Source organism: Variovorax sp. GW460-12-1-14-LB1 (genome assembly GCF_059423605.1).
Genome location: NZ_JBWKYF010000089.1, coordinates 1 through 21,120, shown reverse-complemented (window position 1 = coordinate 21,120; position 21,120 = coordinate 1). Strand labels below are relative to the sequence as shown.

The following is a 21,120-nucleotide window of genomic DNA, read 5'->3' as shown; positions in this document are numbered from 1 at the left end:
GCCACGAACACGGCCGCCGCCACCCCGCCCGCAATCCAACCGATGGCCGGCAGGTGCGCCGCGGCAGCGCGCAGCATCTGCGGGCTGAAGCCGACCCAGGCGGCGAGTTTTCCCGTCACCGGCACGCGGGTGAAGAACTGGACCGCCAGCAGGAAATGGCGCACGCCGTTCATTGCTGGCGCGACACGCCCGCCGATTCGAAGCTCGCCATCTCGCGCAGGATGCGGCAGGCCGATTCGAGCAGCGGCCATGCCAGCGCGCCGCCAGAGCCCTCGCCCAGGCGCAGGTCGAGGTTCAGCAAGGGCTCGAGCCCGAGGTGCTTCAGCAGCAGCGTGTGCCCGGGCTCGGCCGAGCTGTGCGCCGCCACGCAGCGCTGCGTCACCTGCGGGCGGATCGCTTGCGCGACCAGCACGGCGGCGCTGGCGATGAAGCCATCGACCACGATCACGCGCCGCTCCTTCGCCGCTTGCAGCACCGCGCCGACCAGCGTCGCCACCTCGAAGCCGCCGAACGCGGCCAGCGCTTCGAGCGGCGCTATCGCGCCGGCGTGCAATGCGAGCACCTCGCGCAGCACTTCGCGCTTGCGTGCGAGGCCATCGGCGTCGAGCCCCGTTCCGGCGCCGGTGCACAGGCCGATCTCCAGCCCGGCCAGGCGCGACAGCAGCAGCGCGGCGGACGAGCTGTTGCCGATGCCCATTTCGCCCAGCAGCAGCGCGTTGCCCGGCAGCGCGCGCACCACCTCGCGGCCGTTGGCGATGGCCTGAGCGCACTGCTCGGACGTCATGGCGGGGCCGGCCGAAGCGTCGGCCGTGCCGGCGGCGATGCGCCGCGACACCAGGCCGGGGCGCGGCTGGAAGTCGCGCCGCACGCCGCAATCGACCACGGTGAGCGCCAGGCCGTGCTGGCGTGCCAGCACGCTGACGGCCGCACCGCCGGCCAGGAAGTTCTCGACCATCTGCCAGGTCACGTCGCTCGGGTAGGCCGACACACCGCGCGCCGCCAGCCCGTGGTCGCCCGCGCACACCAGCATCTGTGGCGCGTCGAGCACCGGCTGCTCGGTGCCGAGGATGGTGCCGATGCGCAGCGCCAGTGCTTCGAGGCGGCCCAGCGCGCCGACGGGCTTGGTCTTGTTGTCGAGCGCGGCCTGCAGGCGCGCCGCGAGCGCGGCGTCGGCGATGTCTGGAACAGCGGGAATTAGGTCGGTGTCGGTCATGCGATCAGGCCGGCGAGCACGCCGGCGTCGAAGTGGGTGTCGATGAAGTCGGCCAGGCCGTCGAAGGTGGCGTCCAGTGTGGGCGCCGTGGTGCCGAACAGCGCCTGCAGCGCGGCCGGGTCTTCGAACAGGCCGTGCAAATAGAGGCCCAGCACGTTGCCGCGCGCGTTCTGCCAGGCCAGGCCCTCGGGCATCACGGCGCGGCCGTCGTGGGCCAGCTGGGGGTGGGCGGCCGTCTGGCCGTGGTGGATTTCGTAGCCGGCGATGCGCACGCCCGCCAGCGCGGCCCAGGGGCCGGCGACCAGATCGCCCGAGAACGTCGCCTCGCGGTGCCGCACGGTCTTCTCGCGCTCGAACACCGTCACCAGCGGCAGCAGGCCGAGCCCGGGCGCGTTGCCGTCGATGCCATGCGGATCGACCAGCGCCTCGCCCAGCATCTGCAGCCCGCCGCACACGCCCAGCACCGCACCGCCGCGCCCCGCATGCTCGGCCACCGCGCGGTCCAGCCCCTGCGCGCGCAGCCAGGCGAGGTCGCCGCTCGTGTGCTTGGAGCCCGGCAGCACGATCCAGTCGGCGCCGGCCACATCGGCCGGCCCGCGGGCCCAGACCAGGCGCACGCCGGGCACGTTCTTCAGCGCCTGGAATTCGTCGAGGTTGCTCAGGCGCGGGTAGGCCACCACCGCCACGGTGCGCGTGACCACGCCGCTGGCGCGGCTGCGGTCGTCGAACACGCCGTCTTCCTCGGGCAGGCCGTGCTGCCACCACATGGGCAGCGTGGCCACGGTGGGCACGCCGGTCAATTCCTGCAACTGCTGCGGCGCGGGCGCCAGCAGCGACGCGTCGCCCCGGAATTTGTTGAGCACGAAGCCCGTGATCAGCGCCCGGTCGGCCTCGGGCAGCAGCGCCCAGGTGCCGTACAGGTGGGCGAAGGCGCCGCCGCGGTCGATGTCGGTTGCCAGCAGGCAGCGGGCCTGGGCATGGCGGGCGACGCGCAGGTTGACGATGTCGCTGGCCATGAGGTTGATCTCGGCCGGCGAACCGGCGCCTTCGATGACGACGACGTCGTTCTCGGCGCGCAGTTCGTCGAAGGCCTGCGCGATCTGCGGCCAGACGCGCTCGCTGCGCCCGCGCCACGGCAGGGTCGACAGCGCCTCGCTCACCTGCCCCATCAGCACCACCTGGCTGTGGGTGTCGCGCTCGGGCTTGAGCAGCAGCGGGTTCATGCGCACGTCGGGCACGGCGTTGGCGGCCAGGGCCTGGAAGTACTGGGCGCTGCCGATCTCGCCACCCTCGACCACGCGGGCGTTGTTGCTCATGTTCTGCGCCTTGAACGGCGCCACCCGCAGCCCCTGGCGGGCGTACCACCGGCACAGCGCGGTGGCCAGCCAGCTCTTGCCGGCGCCGCTGGTGGTGCCCAGGACCATGACGCAGCGCGCCGGTCCGCTTGTCGCTCTAGAACTCATCCGGGGATTGTCGTTGAGCGCTGAACCGAATCCGGAAAGCCGAATCGGACGTACCAAGGGATGTGGCCCGCTGCGGGCCGCATCCGCCAAGCCATGTCCGCCCTCAACGATCTGGCGCTGACGGTCGAGGAACGCGAGCCGGGCCGGTTCTACTGGCTCCTGCTCGAAGCCGTCCACGACACCGGCAGCACCTCCGACACGCTCGGTTACCGGCCGCTGCGGGTGGCTGCGCGCCCGCAGGCCAGCTATTCGAGCGCGCTCGCGCTGGGGGTGGTGGCGCTGAAACAGGCCGCCGCCACGGCGACGCATCCGGGCCCTGGCGACAGCGCCTGAGCCCGGATCGACCCGATCAGCGGGTCGCCACCTTCTCGGCGGCCGGCACTTCCCAGCCGCCGCCGATGGCGCGGATCAGCCCCACCGTCGCCTGGTACTGGGCCGACTTCACCTGCAGCGCCTGGCGCCGGTTGCGCAGCTCGCTGCGGCGCGCGTCGAGCAGGTCGAGCTGGCTCACGTAGCCGTTGCGGTAGCGCGTGTCCGACAGGCTGGTGGCGCGTTGCGCCGAGGTCACGGCCTGCGCCTGCACCACCGACTGCTCCTGCAGGATGCGGATGGCAGCCAGCTGGTCTTCGACTTCCTGGAACGCCACCAGCACCTGCGAGCGGTAGCTGGCGAGCGCGCCGTCGAGCTGGGCGTTGGCGCCCTGCACGCCGGCTTCGCGGCGCCCGCCGTCGAAGATCGGCAGCGACAGCAGCGCGCCCACGCCCCACGAGCGGGCCGACCACTTGAAGAGGTCGCCGATCTCGGGCGAGGCATAGCCGGCCGCGCCGGTCAGCGAGATGTTCGGGAACCACGCCGTCTGCGCCACGCCCACGCGGGCCTGCGCCGCCATGACGGCGCTCTGCGCGGCCGACACGTCGGGCCGGCGCGTGAGCACGGTGGACGGCACGCCCGGCGGGATCACCGGCAGCGCGGTGCCCCAGTCGTCGGGCCGCATGCCGAAGCTGGAGGCCGAATCGCCCACCAGCACGGCCAGCGCATGCTCCACCTGGGCGCGCTGGCGGTCGAGCGCGAGCGCGTCCGACTCGGTGGACGACACCTCGGTCTGCACGCGCGCCACGTCGAGCTCGGCGATGTCGCCGGCCTGCTGGCGGCGCTGCGTCAGGCGCAGCGTGTCGCGGTAGGCGGCGACCGATTCGCGCACCAGCACGCGCTCGGCGTCGAGCGCGCGCAGCTGCAGGTAGGTCTGCGCCACCTCGGCCTGCACCGCGAGCCGGGTGCTCTGCCGCAGCGCCTCGCGGCCGGCCGCGTCGAGCTTGGCCGCATCGGCGGCGCCCGAGAGGCGCCCGAACAGGTCGACCTCGTACGAGAACGTGGCGCCGATGTTGGTCATGGTGCCGGGCCGGGTGCTGGCCGTGGCCTTGTCCAGGCCCGCACCGCGGTTGGCGCCGGCGCCCAGGCCGATCTGCGGCAGGCGGTCGGCCTGGGCGCTGCGCGCCAGCGCGCGGGCCTCGGCCAGCCGCGCGGCGGCGGCCTGGATGTTGGTGTTGTCGACCTCGGCGCGCTGGATCAGCGTGTTGAGCACCGGGTCGTTGAACGCCAGCCACCACTCGCCGCGCGGTTGCGCCTCGGCGGGCGTGGCCCGGGTGAAGCCGGCCGGGGCCGTGGCACCCGGCTGTTCCTTGAACTGCGCCGCGGTCGGCACCGTGGGCATGCCCGAAGGCACGCTGGCGCAACCGGCCAGCACCAGGGCCGCTACCAATGGCAGCACGGCGGCGCGCAAGGGGCGCATCAGGGTTGGGATTGCGAATGTCATGGACAACCTTCTTTCTTCTTGTCGATCAGTCATGCGCGCCATGCGAGGGACGCGGCGAGGCCGGCACCGGGTGCAGCCCGCCACCGCCGCCACCGTGCGACGGGGCCACGGGGTGGTCGGCCGACACGAAGTCGTCGCCGTGCGGCACTTCGCCGTGCAGCTTGAGCGGCCGGTTGCCCGCCAGGCGGCGCATCAGCACATAGAACACCGGCGTCAGGAACAGGCCGAAGGCCGTCACGCCGATCATTCCGGCGAACACCGCCACGCCCATCGCCTTGCGCATCTCGGAGCCGGCACCGGTCGAGAGCACGAGGGGCAGCACACCCATCACGAAGGCCAGCGAGGTCATCAGGATCGGGCGCAGGCGCAGGCGGCTGGCTTCGATCGCGGCCTGGATCGGCGTGCGTCCGGCGAACTCCAGCTCCCGGGCGAACTCCACGATCAGGATCGCGTTCTTCGCACTCAGCCCCACCAGCACGATCAACCCGATCTGCGTGAAGACGTTGTTGTCGCCTCCCGAGATCCACACGCCCGCCATCGCGGCCATGATGCCCATCGGCACGATCAGGATGATCGCGATCGGCAGCGTCAGGCTTTCGTACTGCGCGGCCAGTACCAGGAACACCAGCAGGATCGCCAGCGGGAACACCAGGAAGGCGGAGTTGCCGGCCAGGATTTCCTGGTAGGTCAGCTCGGTCCACTCGAAGCTCACGCCCTTGGGCAGCGTCTCGGCCGCGATCTTGGTGATCACGTCCTGCGCCTGGCCCGACGAATAGCCGGGGGCCGGGCCGCCGTTGATGTCGGCGGCCAGGTAGCCGTTGTAGCGCATGGCGCGTTCCGGGCCGAAGGTCGAGTTGACCTTCATCAGCGCGGCCAGCGGCACCATCTCGCCCGAGGTCGAGCGCACCTTCAGCATGCCCACGTCTTCGGCACGAGCGCGGTAAGGCGCATCGGCCTGGACGCGCACGGAGTACGTGCGGCCGAACTTGTTGAAGTCGTTGGCGTACAGGCTACCGAGGTAGATCTGCATCGTGTCGAAGATGTCCGTCACCGGCACGCCCAGCTGGCGCGCCTTGGTGCGGTCGATGTCGGCGTACAGCTGCGGCACGTTGACCTGCCAGCTCGTGAACATGCCCGTCAGTTCAGGCGCCGCATACGCCTTGGCCATGAAGGCCTTCACCGCCACGTCCATCTGGTCGTAGCCGACCGAGGCGCGGTCTTCGATCTGCAGCTTGAAGCCGCCGGTCGTGCCCAGGCCTGCCACCGGCGGCGGCGGGAACATCACGATGAACGCGTCCTGGATGCTCGAGAACTCGCCGTTGAGCTGGCCCGCCACCGCACCGCCGCTCTGGTCGGCACGCTTGCGCTGGTCGAAGGGCTTGAGGGTGGCGAACACGATGCCCGAGTTCGAGCTGTTGGTGAAGCCGTTGATCGACAGGCCCGGGAAGGCAATGGCGTCTTCCACGTTCGGGTTCTTCTTCATGATCTCGCCCATGCGGGTGATCACCTCTTCCGTGCGGTCGAGCGTGGCACCGTCGGGCAGCTGGGCAAAACCGATGAGGTACTGCTTGTCCTGCGCCGGCACGAAGCCGCTGGGCACCGCCTTGAACAGGCCGAAGGTCACGCCGACCAGCGCCAGGTAGATCACCAGCATCAGCGTCTTGCGCGAGATCACGCGCTTGACGCCGCCGCTGTAGGCCTCGGAGCCGCGATGGAAGAACTTGTTGAAGCCGCGGAACAGCCAGCCGAAGGCCTTGTCCATGCCGCGCGTCAACGCGTCCTTCGGTTGGTCATGGCCGCGCAGCAGCAGTGCCGCGAGGGCCGGCGACAGCGTCAGCGAGTTGATGGCCGAGATCACCGTCGAGATCGCGATGGTCACCGCGAACTGCTTGTAGAACTGGCCCGTGAGGCCGCTGATGAACGCCAGCGGCACGAACACGGCCACGAGCACCAGCGCGATCGCGATGATGGGGCCCGACACTTCGCGCATGGCACGGTAGGTCGCTTCACGCGGCGTGAGCCCGGCTTCGATGTTGCGCTCGACGTTCTCCACCACCACGATGGCGTCGTCCACCACGATGCCGATGGCCAGCACCAGCCCGAACAGGCTCAGCGCGTTGATCGAGAAACCGAGGATGTGCAGCACCGCGAAGGTACCGATCACCGACACCGGCACGGCCAGCAGCGGAATGATCGACGCGCGCCACGTTTGCAGGAACAGGATCACGACCAGCACCACCAGCGCGATGGCTTCGAGCAGCGTGTGGATCACCGATTCGATCGACGCACGCACGAACTGCGTCGGGTCGTAGGCGATGCGGTATTCCAGGCCTTCAGGCATGTTCTTGTTCAACTCTTCCATCGTCTTGCGGACGTTGGACGAGATGTCGAGCGCGTTGGAGCCCGGTGCCTGGAACACGCCCATGCCGACGGCCGGGTCGTTGTTCAGCAGCGAACGCAGCGAGTAGTCGGCGGCGCCCATTTCGAGGCGGCCGATGTCGCGAAGGCGCGTGACGGCGCCGTCGGTGCCGCTCTTGACGATGATGTCGCCGAACTCTTCTTCGCTCTGCAGGCGCCCTTGCGCATTGATCGACAGCTGCATGTCCACGCCCGACAGGCCCGGCGATGCGCCGACCACGCCGGCCGCGGCCTGCACGTTCTGGCCACGGATGGCGGCCACCACGTCGGAAGCCGAGAGGCCGCGCTGCGCGACCTTCTGCGGGTCGAGCCAGACGCGCATGGAGTAGTCGCCGCCGCCGAAGATCTGCACCTGGCCCACGCCTTCGATGCGCGCGAGCGGGTCCTTCACGTTCAGCACCGCGTAGTTGCGCAGGTAGTTGATGTCGTAGCGGTTGTTCGGCGAGACGAGGTGGACCACCATCGTCAGGTCAGGTGCGCTCTTGACGGTCGTGATGCCCAGGCGCCGCACTTCCTCGGGCAGGCGCGGCTCGGCTTGCGAGACGCGGTTCTGCACCAGCTGCTGGGCCTTGTCGGGATCGGTGCCGAGGCGGAAGGTGACGGTCAGCGTCATCACGCCATCGGTCGTCGCCTGGCTGCCCATGTAGAGCATGCCTTCGACACCGTTGATCTGCTCCTCGAGCGGCGTGGCCACCGTTTCAGCGATCACCTTCGGGTTGGCGCCCGGGTACGTTGCGCGCACCACCACCGAAGGCGGCGCGACTTCGGGGTACTCCGAGATCGGCAAACCGCGCAGCGCAATCAGGCCGGCGATCAGCATCAGTAGCGACAGCACGCCGGCAAAGATCGGCCTGTCGATGAAGAATTTTGAGAGATTCATGTTGGTTCTCCGGCGGGCGCCAGGGCGCCCTCCTCCGAAATCAGGACTTCGCGGCCTCGGCCACGCGTTCCGGTTGTTGTTGCTTCGTATCGAGCTTGGCGTCCATCGTCACGGTCTGCGGCACCACCAGCGCACCCGGGCGGATGTGCTGCAGGCCGTTCACCACCACGCGGTCGCCGGCCTTCAGGCCCTTGCTCACCACGCGCAGGCCGTTGATGGGCGCGCCCAGCGTCACTTCGCGGTACATGGCCTTGTTGTCATCGCCCACGACCATCACGAACTTCTTGTTCTGGTCGGTGCCGATGGCACGCTCGCTCACCAGCAGCGCGGTGTCGTTGCGGGCCTGGCCCATGCGGATGCGGGCGAACTGGCCGGGAATGAGCGCGCCGTCCTTGTTGTCGAACGAAGCACGCACACGCACGGTGCCGCTGCGGGCGTCGACCTGGTTGTCGATCAGCTGCAGCTTGCCGGTGAAGGGCGTGCCTTCGAGGCCGGCGGTGCCCATCTGCACGGGAATCGTGTCGATCTGGCCGCGCGCACCGGCGTTGGCCGGCAGGTCCTTCAGCGCGCGGGTGATGACCTGCTCGTCGGCATCGAAGCTCGCGTAGATCGGGCTCACCGACACCAGCGTGGTCAGCACGGGTGCGCCGGGGCCGGCGGCCACCAGGTTGCCGACGGTCACTTCGAGCTTGCCGATGCGGCCCGACACCGGTGCGCGCACCTGGGTGTAGCCCAGGCTCAGGCGTGCGGTCTGCAGCGAGGCTTGCGCGGCGCGCAGGTTGGCTTCGGCTTCGCGGCCGGCGTTCACGCGCTCGTCCAGTTCACGCTGCGCGATGGCCTGCTCGTCCCACAGGCGGCGGGCACGTTCCTGCTCGCTGCGGCTGAAGGCCTGGCGGGCCTGCGCCGACGCAACCTGCGCTTCGGCGCGCTCCACCTCGGCGGCGTACGGCGCGGGGTCGATGGTGATCAGCAGGTCGCCCTGCTTCACCAGCGCGCCTTCGCGAAAGTGCACCGCCTGCACGGCGCCTGCCACGCGGGAGCGCACGTCAACGCGTTGCACGGCTTCGAGCCGGCCCGAGAACTCGTCCCAGGCGTTGATCTCGCTCGACGCCACGGTGGCGACCGACACCGGCGTGCCCTGTTGCGCAGCGACCGGGGCGGTGGCCTCGGCCTTGAAGCTGTACATGCCCACCACCGCGGCGGCCACGGCCAGCACCGCGGTGAGGCCGGTGACGGCGGGCCACAGGCTCTTGCGGGCGGCGGAAGACAGCGTGTGTTCGTTCTTGTTCGACATGATGGTTCGTCCTTCTCGATGACTTTTTCGGGATGCAACAGGCCATCCCGGCGCCGGCGGCGTCAGGAGGCGGAATTCAGAGAACAGAAAGCCCTGCCACCCGCCTCTGCGGAGGCGGCGGCTTGGTTCAGGGGGCGGAGCGGACCCTCGCGGGCCTAGCTGGGCTCAGGGACCGCCGGGGGCGGTGTGGTGGCGCTGAAGAACTCGCGGAAGTGCTGCTGCACGCTGGCTTCGCAGGATGCGCATCCCACGGCCTCGGTGTCGTACAGCGCCTTGGGCCAGTTGTCGGCCCCGGTCAGCACGCTGCTCGTGACCTCGATGCCGGCCGAGCGCAGGCGGCCCGCGAAGGTCATGGCCTCGTCGCGCATCGCGTCGTCGGGCCCCACCAGCACCAGCGCCGGTGCCAGGGCGGCCAGCCGCAGCGATCCGCTCGGCACCGCATAGGGGTGCGTGGCGTTCGAGGGACAACTCAGGTACTTGGCCCAGCCCGTGGCCCAGCGGCATTCGGCCGCGTCGTTGGTGGCATTGCGCAGCGAGGCGGTGCCGGCGCACGGGTCGAGCATGGGCGACAGCAGGATCTGGCCTGCCAGCGGCGGATGCGCGCGGTCGCGGGCCACCAGGGCCACGCTGGCCGCCAGGTTGCCGCCGGCCTCTTCGCCGGCCAGGTACACCTGGGCGCCCTTGCCGCCGAGCTTCACGCGCTGCTTGTAGAGCCATTCGAGCGCCGCATAGCCCACCTCGACCGGCTCCGGGAACGGGGCCGCCGGGGCCAGCGGGTAATCGAGCGAAACCACCACCGCGCCCGCGCCGGCCAGCAGCCGGGCCACGTTGCGGCCGTTGTCCAGGTTGCCGCAGATGAAGGTGCCGCCATGGAAATGCAGCACCAGCGGCACGGTCTCGCCCCGTGGACGCTGACCGTAGACACGGGCAGCCACGGGCTCGCGGCCGGGCAGCTCGATCGACAGATCGGACTCCACGCCTTGCGCCGCGGCAAGCGCAGCAGCTTCAGCGGACCGGGACGATGGACGGGGTGACATGGGCGACCTCAGGGGGATGGGCGATGGTTGAAATATAAGGCGCTACAAGCGCGTTGAAACAGGAAACACAGCCCTACTCTGTTTCCAAACGGAGAACAATCGGGCATACCGTAGGGGCGCATTCCTTGTGTGAGAATCCGCCTCCTTCCGGCATACGCCGGTCTCCCTGAACAGGCATTCGATGGATCAAATCCAGGCAATGCGGATCTTTGTCCGCGTGGTCGAAGCCGGCACCTTCACCCGTGCCGCCGACTCTCTGGCCCTGCCCAAGGGCACCGTCACCAAGCAGATCCAGGCGCTGGAATCGCGCCTGCGCGTGAAGCTGCTCAACCGCACGACCCGGCGCGTCACCGTCACGCCCGACGGCGCCGCCTACTTCGAGCGCGCCGCGCGGCTGCTGAACGACTTCGACGACATGGAAGCCAGCATGACGAATGCGCAGGCCAACCCCACGGGGCGGCTGCGCATCGACGTGGGCACCTCGGTGGCGCAGCAGATCATCCTGCCCAACCTGGCCAGCTTCTGCGACCGCTACCCCGACATCCAGGTCGACCTGGGCGTGAGCGACCGCACCGTCGACCTGATCAGCGACAACGTCGACTGCGTGATCCGCGCCGGCGAGCTCAGCGACCAGTCGCTGGTGGCCCGCCGCATCGGCACCCTGCACTTCGTCACCGTGGCCTCGCCGGCCTACATCAAGCGCTATGGTGCGCCGCAGCATCCGAACGACATCGAGAAGCGCCACCACGTCGTGAGCTATTTTTCGGGCACCACCCGGCGCGTGTACCCGCACGAGTTCAAGAAGGGCGACGAGTACATCGAGCTCAACGGCCCCTACCGCGTGTCGGTCAACGAGAGCAACGCCCACATGACGGCCGTGCTCGCGGGCTTCGGCCTGTCGCAGTGCATCACCTTCACCGCCGAGCCGCTGTTGGAAAGCGGCGAACTCGTCGAGGTGCTGGCCGACTGGCAGCGCGACCCGCTGCCGATTCATGTCGTGTATCCGCCGAACCGGCACCTGAGCGCGAAGGTGCGGGCGTTTGTGGACTGGGCGGCGGATCTGTTCGCGAAGAATCCGCGGTTGCAGCGGCGCTGAGGGGCGCCTTTCCCGGCCTCCTCTCAGGGCTGGATCAGCGCTGCCAAGGCGTGCGGAGAGCGATTCTTGTCAGTCGACCGGCTCGCACCGCACCTCGGTCTTCACCGAATTCGCAATGAAGCACTCCTCATGCGCCCGATGGTGCAGGTGCGCGATCTGCTCGCGCGTGGGCAGGTTCTCACCCGAAAACCTGACCTGAGGACGCAGCGTGACGACGGTCATCGCCATCTTTCCCTCGGCGTTCTTCTCCATCACGCCCGTGGCCGCGTCGACATAGCGGTCGACCACGAACTTGCGCTTCACTGCCATGGTGAGGAACCACAGCATGTGGCAGCTGGACAGCGAGGCCACGAACATCTCTTCCGGATCGACCGCTGACGCGTCGGAGAACGGCAGCGGCACGACGTTCGGCGATGAAGAGCCCGGCACCTGCGCGCCGCCATCGAAGCGCAGCACGTGGTGGCGGCTGTAGGTGTTGGCCAGGAAATCCTGGTCGCCCCGCTCCCAGACGATCTCGGCGGTGTACTCGGACATGGGTCGTGCTCCTCGATGGATGGAATGAATGGATGTCAGACGGTCATCAGCTTCACGATCAGCGGCACCAGCAGCGCGGTCGCGATGCCGTTCAGCCCCATCGCCAGCGCCGAAAACGCGCCCGCGGTCTCGTTCACCTGGATGGCACGCGCGGTGCCGATGCCGTGTGCCGCCATGCCGACGGCAAAGCCGCGCACCGCGGGTTCCTTGATGCGCAGCAGATTCAGCAAGCCCGTGGCCATGATCGCGCCCGAGATGCCGGCGATGGCCGCGGCCACGGCGGCCAGCGACGGCAGGCCGCCGATCTTCTCGGCCACGCCCATCGCGATCGGCATGGTGGCCGACTTGGGCGCGAGCGACATCAGGAGCTCGCGCGAACCGCCGAGCACCCAGCCGATGCCGATGGCCGACACGATGGCAGCCACCGAGCCCACCAGCAGCGCCACGCCGATCGGCAGCCACAGGCGCCGCAGGCGACCGACCTGGCTGTACAGCGGCACGGCCAGCGCTACGGTGGCCGGGCCGATCAGGAAGTGGACGAACTTGGCGCCTTCAAAGTAGGTGTCGTAAGGCGTGCGCGCGAGCAGCAGCACGCCCACGATGACGATCACCGACACCAGCACCGGGTTGACCATCGGGTTGCGCCCGCTGCGCGCATGCAGCCACAGCGCGCCCAGGTAGGCCAGCAGCGTGAGCGACAGCCACAACAGCGGCGACTGGGCCAGGAAGACCCAGATTTCAGACAGCTTGGCGGGCGCGTTCATTCCGCGTCCTTGCCGGTGATGCGGATCATCCAGCGCAGCGTGAGCGCGGTCACCGCCATGGTGAAGGCGCCGCCCACGACGCCGGCCGCGAGGAACGGCAGCCATTCGCGCCCCACCCGCTCGAAATGCAGCATGACGCCGGTCACCGCCGGAATGAACAGCAGCATCAGGTTGCGCAGCAGGTGGCCCGAGGTGTCGGTCAACTCCTGCGGCACGCCGCCGCGCACCAGCAGGCCGACGAACAGCAGCAGCATGCCGATCAGCGGACCGGGAATCGGCAGCGACAGCCACTGCACGAGCAGTTCGCCGGCAAGCTGGCACAGGAAGAGCGTGGTGATGGCGTAGAGCATGGGCCTGTTCGTTTTCCTTTTCTTGAGACGGCCCTATTGTGGTGCGAGGTGCGCTCAGCCGCTGTGTCGTGCGGCGCTGGCCCTCGCCCACGCGGCCTTCAAGGCCTGCTGGCTGGCCGGCGGCAGCACGCCCAGGCGCAGGTGCCCCGGCAGGCCGAAGGAGGCGCAGTCGCGCAGCTTGATGCCCTCGGCGCGCAGCGCGGCGGCCCGGGGCGGGTATGGCACGTCGGGCTGCGCACCGAAGAAGTTGGCGTCGCCCGGCAGCACCTGCCAGCCCAGCGATTCGCACACGGCGCGCTGCCGTGCCTTCCAGTCGCGCAGGATGTCGAGGCTGCGCGCGAGCCAGCCTTGCGCTTCGACGCTGGTCCAGGTCGTGAGCAGCGCCACGCCGTGCGTGCCCAGCGGCCACGACGGGGCAAGACGCTCGAGTCGTTCCAGCAGCGGACCTGCCTCGTCGGCGTTCGCGGGCGCAATGGCGTAGGCAGCGCGGATGCCCGTGAGGCCCATGGCCTTGTTCGGGGTCCACAGCTGCCAGAGGCGGTCGCGCTGCGCGGCATCGTGCGAGGGCTGGCCTTCGAGGCGCAGCGGCTCGTAGGCCATGTCGAGCACGCAGACGGCATCGCTCGCGGCATGCTGCGCGATGTCGGGCTGCGGCTGGCCGAATGGGCTCGACGGTTCGCAGCACCAGCGCAGCGCGGCGCCGTCGGCCTCCTTGGGTGCGCGCCGCACGCCGAGGCCCCACGCCTGGGCCGAGCGTTCGTAGTCGCCGTAGCTGTGCGCGGGCAGGTAGACCTCTCCGCCGCCTGCTTGCGACACAGCGGCGCTGATGCGGTGGATGAATTCGCTCGCGCTCGCGGCGATCGCGATGCGCTCCACGGCCACGCCGTGGAAATCGGCGAGCGCAGCGCGCAGCGCGGTGTAGCGCGGATCGGGATAGTGCGCCGCGTCGGCCTCACGCAGCGCAGCCAGCGCCGCAGGGCACGAGCCGACCGCGTTGCCGTTGGTCGAGAAATCGTGCGGCGCGGCGCCGGTCTCGTCGGGGCCGCCGTGCACCATGGCGGGGTTCGTCATGCCCACCTCGCCAGCAGCGGCGACAGCATCGCCAGCGAGGCGATCACCGCCAGCCCCAGGGCCGCCCGTTCACCGAGCTGCGCGGTGCGTGCGGTGTCGGCCGACGTGGCGGCGCGCCCTTCCCCGTTCAGCGCATACACACCCGGCTTCGCGAGCCGCACGCCCAGCAGCAGCGCCATCGCGCCCATCGGCCAGCCGCTGTTGGGCGACGGCGTGCGGCGCGCCTCGCGGGCCACGCCGCGCGGCCAGCGGCCGGCCGCGAGGGCCAGCAGCAGCACGGTGAGGCGCGCGGGCAGCCACGAGAGCACGTCGTCGGCGCGCGCGGCCCACTTGCCGAACCAGGTCCAGTCGCGCCCGCCGCGTTCGCCGCGGTAGCCCCACATGGCATCGGCGGTGTTGGCGAAACGATAGAGCGCCGCGCCGGGCAGGCCGAACAGCACGAACCAGAACACGGGCGCCACCAGCGAGTCGTTGAGGTTCTCGGCCAGCGACTCGATGGCGCTCTCGCGCACCTCGCGCTCGCTCAGCACCGAGACATCGCGGCTCACGAGGCGCGCGAGCCGGGCGCGGCCCGCGTCGAGCGATTCGCCCAGCGCGGCTTCGACCGCCTGCACCTCATCGCGCAGCATGCACCATGCAAAGAGCGGCTTGAACGCGAGCCCGAGTACCACGGCCATGGCCCAGACTGGCAGCCATTGCATCGCCAGGCTCTGCACCGCCGACGCGACGGCGAACGCGGCCATCGCGCCCACGCACCAGCCAAGCGCGCCCATCGCGAAGCCCGGCAGGTCACGCGGCCTGGCGTCGGTGGCGCGCGGTGCGAGGCGGCTGCCGATCCAGTCCAGGTAGCGGCCCATCCACACGACGGGATGCAGCGCAGCGGGCGGCTCGCCCAGCCAGCGGTCGACGGCCAGCGCCAGCCACAAGGCGGCGACCAGCGCGAGGGCGAAGATGGTGAAGGGATCGAGCGCGGGCATGGCAGGCATTCTCGTGAATCAGGCGACAGGCACGGCCCGGCCGCGCCGCCATTGCACCAGCGCACCGGCGGCCAGCAGCAAGGCAGCGCCGAAAGCGGCGAGCAGGCGCGGCAGCACGGCGGACGGCGGCGGGGGCGATGGGGTGTCGGCGACGGGCTTCAGCTGCAGGCCGGCCACCGGTTGCGCGAGGTCCGGTGCGGCAGGCGATTCGAGTGCGGGCGGGGTCGCCTCGGCGGGCGCGATGGGGGTTGCGGCGACGAACGGTGCAGGTGCAGTCACAGGCGACGCAACCAACGCAGCCTGCGCAAACCGCTGCACCGCCTCGTTCCGCTCGCGCAGTCCCGTGGCGCGCACCGCCTCCGTGTAGGCCTGCGCCAGCTCGCGCCGCGTCGTGGCATCGGGTGTCCAGTAGTTCAGTCGCACGGCGTCGAGCATGCGCTCCAGCGTCTGCGCGAAGGCGGCGCGGTTCTCGCGCTTCAGCCACTGCCGCGTGCCGAGCTTGTAGGTGTCGCGCACATACACCTCGTGCAGCGACTGCCAGTGGTCCGCGCGCACGGCGGCGGGCGCGGTCGCCTGCCAGCCCCAGAGGAACTGTGCGGTCTTGAGCACCTGCAGCGCGCCGCTGTAGCCCTCGGCCTTCTGCGCTTCGATCCACTGCGGATGCAGGTAGCGCGTCTGCATCTCGCGCGCGATGGCGCCGGCGGCGGTGTCGGTGCGAACGGCCGCGCCGTCGCGCAGGTTCTGCACGTACAACGCCGGGTCCTTGCCCGTGAGGTGGCGCACGGCCAGCGCGATGCCGCCCAGGTACTGGAACGGGTCGTCGTTGGTCAGCACGCCATACAGGTTGGAGGTTCGCGCCATCAGCGCCGCATCGACCTGCGCGAGGTTGCCCGCGAAGGCGCCCGGGCGCGCCGCGCCGTCGAGGCCGCGCCCATAGGCATGACCCATGCGGTCCATGTAGAGCCCAGCCATCTGCGGGTCGCCGCCGCCGCGATGCTGGCCTTTCCAGAGTTCGGTCGCGAGCACCGCTTCCTCGAGCCCGGCGCCGTAGCTGCCCTGCTCGTTCGAGAACACGCGCGCGGTCGACCAGCGCCGCGCCTCGGCCGCCGTCGCGCCCCCGGCGCGCAACTGGCGCGCCATCGCCTCGCTGTGCTGCGCGACGGCGTTGCCAGGCTCGTCGAGCGTGGCCACCTGCTGCACGGCCTCGTCGAGCCAGCGCATCACGTGCGGGAACTGGTCGCGGTAGGAGCCGGTGACGCTGATCAGCACGTCCATGCGCGGCCGCTTCAGCACCGCGGCCGGCACGATCTCGATGCCGACCATGCGCCCGGCCTCGTCCCAGCGCGGCTTCACGCCCAGCGCGTGGAAGGCCTGGCTCTCGGTCACGCCCTGGTGGCGCGAGGCCTCGCCGGCCCAGAGCGTGAAGGCGATCTTCTGCGGCGCACGGCCGCCGTGGGTGCGGGCGTGCGCGGCGATCCAGTCGTCCATCGCGGCGACGCCGGTGTCCCAGGCGGCGCGCGTGGGCACGCGGCTGGGGTCGAAGCCGTAGAGGTTGCGCCCGGTCGGCAGGCTGTCGGGGTCGCGCACCGGGTCGCCGCCGTAGCGCGATTTCAGGTAGCGGCCATCGAGCGCGGTGAGCAGGCCTTCGATTTCCTCGTTATGGGCCAGCACGGCGTCGAGCGCGCGGGCCCGTGCGGCGAGCGAACGCAAGGGTTCAGCATCGGTAACGGTGTCGTTGCCCGCCAGCACGGCCTCCAGCCAGCGCGCCGGCTTCGAGGCCGCGATGCCCTGCGCATCGGTGAGGAACATCTCGTCGAGGTCTTCGCCCATCGCCTGCGCCACGGGTTTGCCGAGGATCTGCAGGATCGTCTGGCGCCGCCGCTGCGCATCAGGCGCCTCGCCGAAGGTCGCCAGACCCAGCGGCTGCGCGGTCTGCGCCAGCTCGTCGAGGTACGGGTGCAGCACGGCGATGAAGCCCACGAAATCGGCGCGGATGCGCGCGGGCGTCCATTGCAGGTCGCGGTCGTAGTGCTGGGCAACGAACTCGGCGGTCAGGCGCCGTTCCAGCGCGGTCTTCACCGCGCCGGGCGACAGCGTTTCCCAGTCGTGCAGGCGCTCGTGCATGTCTCGCACGCCGGGGCGGAAGCCCGCGGGCGTGAACATGGGCGTCGAATGGCTCACCATCGTCGCGCGGCCGCGGCGCTTGGCGGTGGTCGCCTCGCCGAGGTTGTCCATGATGTACGGGTAGACGTTGGGCACGTCGCCCAGCGCGAGCAGCGGATCGTCCTGCACCGAGAGCCCGCGCTCCTTGCCCGCCGACCATTCGACCGTGCCATGCGTGCCCACGTGCACCAGCGCGTCGGCGCCGAAGCGGCTGCGCAGCCAGAGATAAGTGGCGAGGTAGCCGTGGCTCAGCGGCACCGCCGCGCGGTGGTACACCTGCTGCGCCTTGTCGGCCACCTGCGTGCCGGGCTCGAAGCGCGGCGGCTGACGCAGCACGACCACCTGGCCGAACTGCACGCGCGGCACCACGAAGGCCGGCGCCCCGGCCACGGGCCGCAGCATCGTCGAGGCCTCGGGCGGGCCCCAGTAGGCTTCGATGCGGCGTTGCGTGTCGGAAGGCAGCGCGCGGAACCACGCGAGGTACTGCGACAGCGGCAGCGTGTCGGCCAGGCCCTGGTCGAGCAGCGGCTGCAGCGCGTCGCCGCCCTGCGCGGTCGGGTAGTAGGCCTTCATTGTGGACTGCACCTGTGCAATCACCTTGTCCGCGCCCGGCGCCTCGGTGCGGTAGCCGGCCGCCTGCATCGCGGACAGCATCCGGTCGACGCTGCGCGGCACGTTGAGGAACGACGCGCCGAAGTTCGCCTCTCCCGGCGGGTAGTTGTAGACCAGCATCGCCACGCGGCGCTCGGCGGCGGGCGTGCGACGCAGGCGCAGCAGCGCGGCGGCCTTGTCGGCCACGGCGTCGATCTGCGCGGGCAGTGGCTGCAGGCTGCCGGTGGCGGCGTCGCGTGCGGTGACGAGCATCGGGTCGGTCATGCCCGCGAGTTCGCTCGGGCTGTAGTAAGCCGCGATGTCGGTCTGCGCGAGGCCGTCCTTGCTGCGCGCCCACTGCGCCGCGTCCATGGCCAGCGACGGCAGCGTCTGCAGCACGGGCACGCCGATGCGTTCGAGTTCGGCCTTGCGTTCGTTCGGGCTGAACACCAGCGCGGCGTTGACGAGGAGGTCGGCGACGCGACGCTCGCCCTCGCCGGCGTGCGTCATGCGGAAGAACAGGTCCTTCTGCTGGCGCGGGCCGTAGAAGGCGTAGGCGCGCAGGCCGTGCTGCGCGAGCGCGCCGATCAGGCCGTCGAGCCAGGCGGTGTCGTCGCTGGTGAGCGTGGCGCTGTTGACGGCGATGGCGACGGTGCCTTGACCGCCCGGCAGTGCCTCGACGGCCGCGATGCTGCTTTCGACGCGCGGCCAGTCGGGGTGATAGAAGCCCGCGAGTGGCAACGGCACGGGGTCGGGCAGCCCGGCGGCATCGCCGACACGTGCCATCGCCTGCACCGAGGCTTTCAGATTCGCCTCGCCTGGGAAGCGCCAGTAGGCACGCAGCCGCTGCGCCCAGGCTGCATCGACGCCGCGTTCGGCCGCGAGCGGCGGCACCTCGGGCGGTTTCTGGCCTTTCGCCACGAGGGCGAATTCACCGATCTGCACATAGGGAACGGAGGTTCGCTCGATGACATCGCCGAAGCGCGCTGCCGCCGACTGCGCGACGCTGAGGTGCGGCGCATCGATGACCAGCAGGCGCGCGCCATCGAGCGCGGTAGCCAGCGTCTCGGGTGTGTCCTGCGCAGCCGACACCACCTGCAGCGGCACGCCAGCCTCACGCGCAGCCGTCTGCAACCGCACCACGCGCGCAGGCGACACCAGCGCCGTGCTCAACACCACGACACGCGACCCGGCCGCCACCGCAGGCTGCGCCATCAGGCACAGGAGCCCGAGCCAGAAGACGAAAAGCCGCGTCACTTCCCGCCCGGCGCCGGCACCGCGTCCGCCGGCACGTAGATCATCGTGCCGTCCTTCAGGCGCCAGGCGGTGCCGGCCTTTTCGCCGTCGCCCTGTCCCGTTGCGCCGCTGGCCTTGAAGCGCGTCACCTTCCGGCCTTCGCGCGTGATGATCTCCATGTCGGGCTGGCCCTCGTGGCGGATGACCGTCACCTTGTCCTGCGAGAACGGGTTCACCGGGTTGTTGATGACCGCGATCATCAGCATGCCGATGACGACCATGAAGACGTCGATCAGGTTGATGGTCGAGAGCACCGGATCGTCGTCGTCACTGTCCAGGCTGCTCAGGATGGAGAACTGGCGTCGGCTCATGACAGCCGGTCCCGCGCGTCGAGCAGCATCACCAGCTCGCGCATGAGCCAACGGCGGCGCACGGTGTAGACCACGAAGGTGATCGAGGCCGAGGCCAGCGCCACGATCACGGCCGCGAACGCGGGCGCCAGGCTCTGCGCCACGCCCTGCGATTCGCCCGAGGCCACGGCCACGAGCGCCGGGCCCATGGGAATCATGGTGGCGATCAGCCCCAGCATCGGCGCCACGCGGCTGCACAGGCGCACGCCTTCGAGCTGCTTGAGCACGATCAGCTCCATCTGCTCCTGGCTGGCCTGCGCGTGGCGCTGCAGCACCAGCGCGCGCGACGGGTCGCGCCGGCGCTGCCACCACTCGATGCCGAAGGCGCCGAGGCAGTACACCGCATAGACGAAGGACAGCAGCACGCCGAGCGTCACGGGCCACAGGAACAGCCGCGCGAGCTCGAAGAGAACGGTGTCGAAGGCCAGCATCAGGTGGGCTCCACGGAGGAAGATGAAGTGGAAGAAGGATCGAACAGGTCCGACGGCCGGCCCCAGCTTTCGTCGAACACCAGCGAGGCCAGCGGCGCGCGCCGGGCCCAGCGCTCGCGCTGCAGCATCGGCTCTTCGTAGAACGCATGCACCGGGCCCAGGCACAGCAAGGCGATCGGCTCGGCGCCCTCGGGCAGGCCGAGCAGCACGCCCAGCTCGGCGGGGTCGAACAGCGACACCCAGCCCATGCCCAGCCCTTCGGCGCGCGCCGCGAGCCAGAGGTTCTGGATGGCACAGGAGGCGGAAGCCAGGTCCATCTGCGGCAAGGTGCGGCGCCCGAACACGTGCTGCTCGCGGCCGTCGGCGAGCGTCACCACCAGCAGCTCGGCCGCGTCGAGCACGCCCTGCACCTTGAGGCGCATGAACTCGTCTTCGCGCTGACCGAGCGCACGGGCGGTGAGCACGCGTTCGCGCTCGACCACCTCGTGCAACTGCCGGCGCAGCCCTTCGCCGCGCACGCGGATGAAACGCCAGGGCTGCATGAAGCCGACGCTGGGCGCGTGGTGCGCGGCGTCGAGCAGGCGGCGCAGCACCTCGGGCGGCACCTCGCCGCCCGCAAAGTGGCGCATGTCGCGCCGCTCGTGGATGGCGCGGTACACCGCCTTCGCCTCGTCGGCCGCGAACGCATGCGCCACCATCGGGGTCAGTCCTCGATGCCGCGCTGCGCCGGGATGCCGGCCTTGAACGCGTGCTTGACCATCTGCATCTCGGTGACGGTGTCGGCCAGCTCGATGATCTCGGGCGGGCAGCGGCGGCCGGTGAGCACGACATGCACGTGCTTGGGGCGCGCGCGCAAGGTCTCGAGCACGCCTTCGAGCGGCAGCCAGCCGTAGATCAGCGGGTAGGTGATTTCGTCGAGCACCACGAGGAAAAAATCGCCCGACAGGATCGCGGCCTTGGCCTTTTCCCAGCCGTCGCGCGCGAGCTGGCCCGAGCGCTCGAGGTCCTGGCTCTTCCAGCTGAAGCCGTCGCCGAGGCCTTCGATGGGAATGCCGATCTGCTCGAACATGCGGTGTTCGCCGAAGCGCGCCGACGGCACCTTCATGAACTGGTAGATCTTCACGGCCTTGCCGCGACCGTGTGCGCGCAGCGCGAGGCCGAATGCTGCGGTGCTCTTGCCCTTGCCGTCGCCGGTGTTGACGATGACGATGCCGCGGCGTTCGCCTTCGGGCTTTTCGTAGGGCTTTTCGCTGGGAGGGGTTTCTATTTGCATGAGGGGTTCCGTTCTTGGGTGTTCTTGTGGTTCAGGGCGTGTGCACAGGCCACCGGGTACTTCCCTCCGCGAATGTCCCCCGGCCTGCGGCCTCCTCCTTGATTTC

The 21,120-nt window shown here is 70.2% G+C and carries 19 protein-coding genes; 2 read left to right on the top strand and 17 right to left on the bottom strand.

The genetic code is table 11. From position 1 onward, the window contains the following. The 3 genes from AC07Y4_RS29160 to AC07Y4_RS29150 all read right to left on the bottom strand — a co-directional run. A partial coding sequence (locus AC07Y4_RS29160) for an adenosylcobinamide-GDP ribazoletransferase (protein WP_495270110.1) occupies positions 1–173 on the bottom strand: 173 nt, incomplete at its 3' end. Then, positions 170–1,213 carry a nicotinate-nucleotide--dimethylbenzimidazole phosphoribosyltransferase gene (cobT, locus tag AC07Y4_RS29155; protein ID WP_487847060.1) on the bottom strand — a complete coding sequence of 348 codons (1,044 nt, stop codon included), beginning with the start codon at positions 1,211–1,213 and terminating at the stop codon, positions 170–172. The genes cobT and AC07Y4_RS29160, both read right to left, overlap by 4 nt. Then, entirely contained in the window at positions 1,210–2,676 is a 1,467-nt protein-coding gene (locus AC07Y4_RS29150) for a cobyric acid synthase (protein ID WP_495275471.1), read from the bottom strand. The genes cobT and AC07Y4_RS29150 overlap by 4 nt, the downstream gene beginning before the upstream one ends. A 93-nt stretch (positions 2,677–2,769) precedes the next feature. Between AC07Y4_RS29150 and AC07Y4_RS29145 the strand changes: the two genes are divergently transcribed. Continuing rightward, positions 2,770–3,009 (top strand): hypothetical protein, encoded by a 240-nt coding sequence (locus tag AC07Y4_RS29145; protein ID WP_487847062.1) that lies wholly within the window; start codon positions 2,770–2,772, stop codon positions 3,007–3,009. 16 nt (positions 3,010–3,025) lie between these two features. On the opposite strand, the gene AC07Y4_RS29140 is transcribed toward AC07Y4_RS29145, so the two are convergent. From AC07Y4_RS29140 to AC07Y4_RS29125, 4 genes are all read right to left on the bottom strand, one after another. After that, positions 3,026–4,489 (bottom strand): efflux transporter outer membrane subunit, encoded by a 1,464-nt coding sequence (locus AC07Y4_RS29140; protein ID WP_487847063.1) that lies wholly within the window; start codon positions 4,487–4,489, stop codon positions 3,026–3,028. Between the two features lie 25 nt (positions 4,490–4,514). After that, entirely contained in the window at positions 4,515–7,787 is a 3,273-nt protein-coding gene (locus AC07Y4_RS29135) for an efflux RND transporter permease subunit (RefSeq protein WP_487847064.1), read from the bottom strand. A gap of 40 nt (positions 7,788–7,827) precedes the next feature. Further along, entirely contained in the window at positions 7,828–9,081 is a 1,254-nt protein-coding gene (locus AC07Y4_RS29130; RefSeq protein ID WP_487847065.1) for an efflux RND transporter periplasmic adaptor subunit, read from the bottom strand. A gap of 155 nt (positions 9,082–9,236) precedes the next feature. After that, positions 9,237–10,118, bottom strand: coding sequence for an alpha/beta hydrolase fold domain-containing protein (locus AC07Y4_RS29125; protein ID WP_070060505.1), 882 nt, complete (start codon positions 10,116–10,118; stop codon positions 9,237–9,239). 181 nt (positions 10,119–10,299) lie between these two features. On the opposite strand from AC07Y4_RS29125, the gene AC07Y4_RS29120 reads away from it, so the two are divergent. Then, positions 10,300–11,214: a LysR family transcriptional regulator gene (locus tag AC07Y4_RS29120; RefSeq protein WP_070060504.1), complete on the top strand. Its 915-nt coding sequence runs from the start codon at positions 10,300–10,302 to the stop codon at positions 11,212–11,214. 69 nt (positions 11,215–11,283) lie between these two features. On the opposite strand, the gene AC07Y4_RS29115 is transcribed toward AC07Y4_RS29120, so the two are convergent. From AC07Y4_RS29115 to cobO, 10 genes are read right to left on the bottom strand one after another with little or no spacing between them, the layout of a single operon-like run. Beyond that, on the bottom strand, positions 11,284–11,748 hold the full coding sequence (locus AC07Y4_RS29115; protein ID WP_487847066.1) for an OsmC family protein: 465 nt from the start codon (positions 11,746–11,748) through the stop codon (positions 11,284–11,286). A 35-nt stretch (positions 11,749–11,783) separates the two neighbouring features. Next, positions 11,784–12,512: an LrgB family protein gene (locus tag AC07Y4_RS29110; protein ID WP_487847067.1), complete on the bottom strand. Its 729-nt coding sequence runs from the start codon at positions 12,510–12,512 to the stop codon at positions 11,784–11,786. Then, positions 12,509–12,862 (bottom strand): CidA/LrgA family protein, encoded by a 354-nt coding sequence (locus AC07Y4_RS29105; RefSeq protein ID WP_056581435.1) that lies wholly within the window; start codon positions 12,860–12,862, stop codon positions 12,509–12,511. The genes AC07Y4_RS29110 and AC07Y4_RS29105 overlap by 4 nt, the downstream gene beginning before the upstream one ends. Positions 12,863–12,916: 54 nt before the next feature. Then, the gene (locus tag AC07Y4_RS29100) at positions 12,917–13,933 is read right to left on the bottom strand and encodes an aminotransferase class I/II-fold pyridoxal phosphate-dependent enzyme (protein WP_487847068.1); all 1,017 of its coding nucleotides are present in this window, start codon (positions 13,931–13,933) and stop codon (positions 12,917–12,919) included. After that, positions 13,930–14,910, bottom strand: a complete 981-nt coding sequence (gene cbiB, locus AC07Y4_RS29095) for an adenosylcobinamide-phosphate synthase CbiB (RefSeq protein WP_487847069.1) — start codon at positions 14,908–14,910, stop codon at positions 13,930–13,932. Before cbiB ends, AC07Y4_RS29100 begins: the two co-directional genes overlap by 4 nt. Positions 14,911–14,928: 18 nt before the next feature. After that, positions 14,929–18,921, bottom strand: coding sequence for a cobaltochelatase subunit CobN (cobN, locus tag AC07Y4_RS29090; RefSeq protein ID WP_487847070.1), 3,993 nt, complete (start codon positions 18,919–18,921; stop codon positions 14,929–14,931). Continuing rightward, positions 18,918–19,271: a DUF2149 domain-containing protein gene (locus AC07Y4_RS29085; protein WP_070060498.1), complete on the bottom strand. Its 354-nt coding sequence runs from the start codon at positions 19,269–19,271 to the stop codon at positions 18,918–18,920. The genes cobN and AC07Y4_RS29085 overlap by 4 nt, the downstream gene beginning before the upstream one ends. Then, positions 19,268–19,741 (bottom strand): MotA/TolQ/ExbB proton channel family protein, encoded by a 474-nt coding sequence (locus AC07Y4_RS29080; protein WP_487847071.1) that lies wholly within the window; start codon positions 19,739–19,741, stop codon positions 19,268–19,270. Before AC07Y4_RS29080 ends, AC07Y4_RS29085 begins: the two co-directional genes overlap by 4 nt. After that, positions 19,741–20,439, bottom strand: a complete 699-nt coding sequence (gene bluB, locus AC07Y4_RS29075) for a 5,6-dimethylbenzimidazole synthase (RefSeq protein ID WP_487847072.1) — start codon at positions 20,437–20,439, stop codon at positions 19,741–19,743. The genes AC07Y4_RS29080 and bluB overlap by 1 nt, the downstream gene beginning before the upstream one ends. A gap of 5 nt (positions 20,440–20,444) precedes the next feature. Further along, positions 20,445–21,014, bottom strand: coding sequence for a cob(I)yrinic acid a,c-diamide adenosyltransferase (gene cobO / locus AC07Y4_RS29070; RefSeq protein WP_095745107.1), 570 nt, complete (start codon positions 21,012–21,014; stop codon positions 20,445–20,447). Positions 21,015–21,120 lie beyond the last annotated feature (106 nt).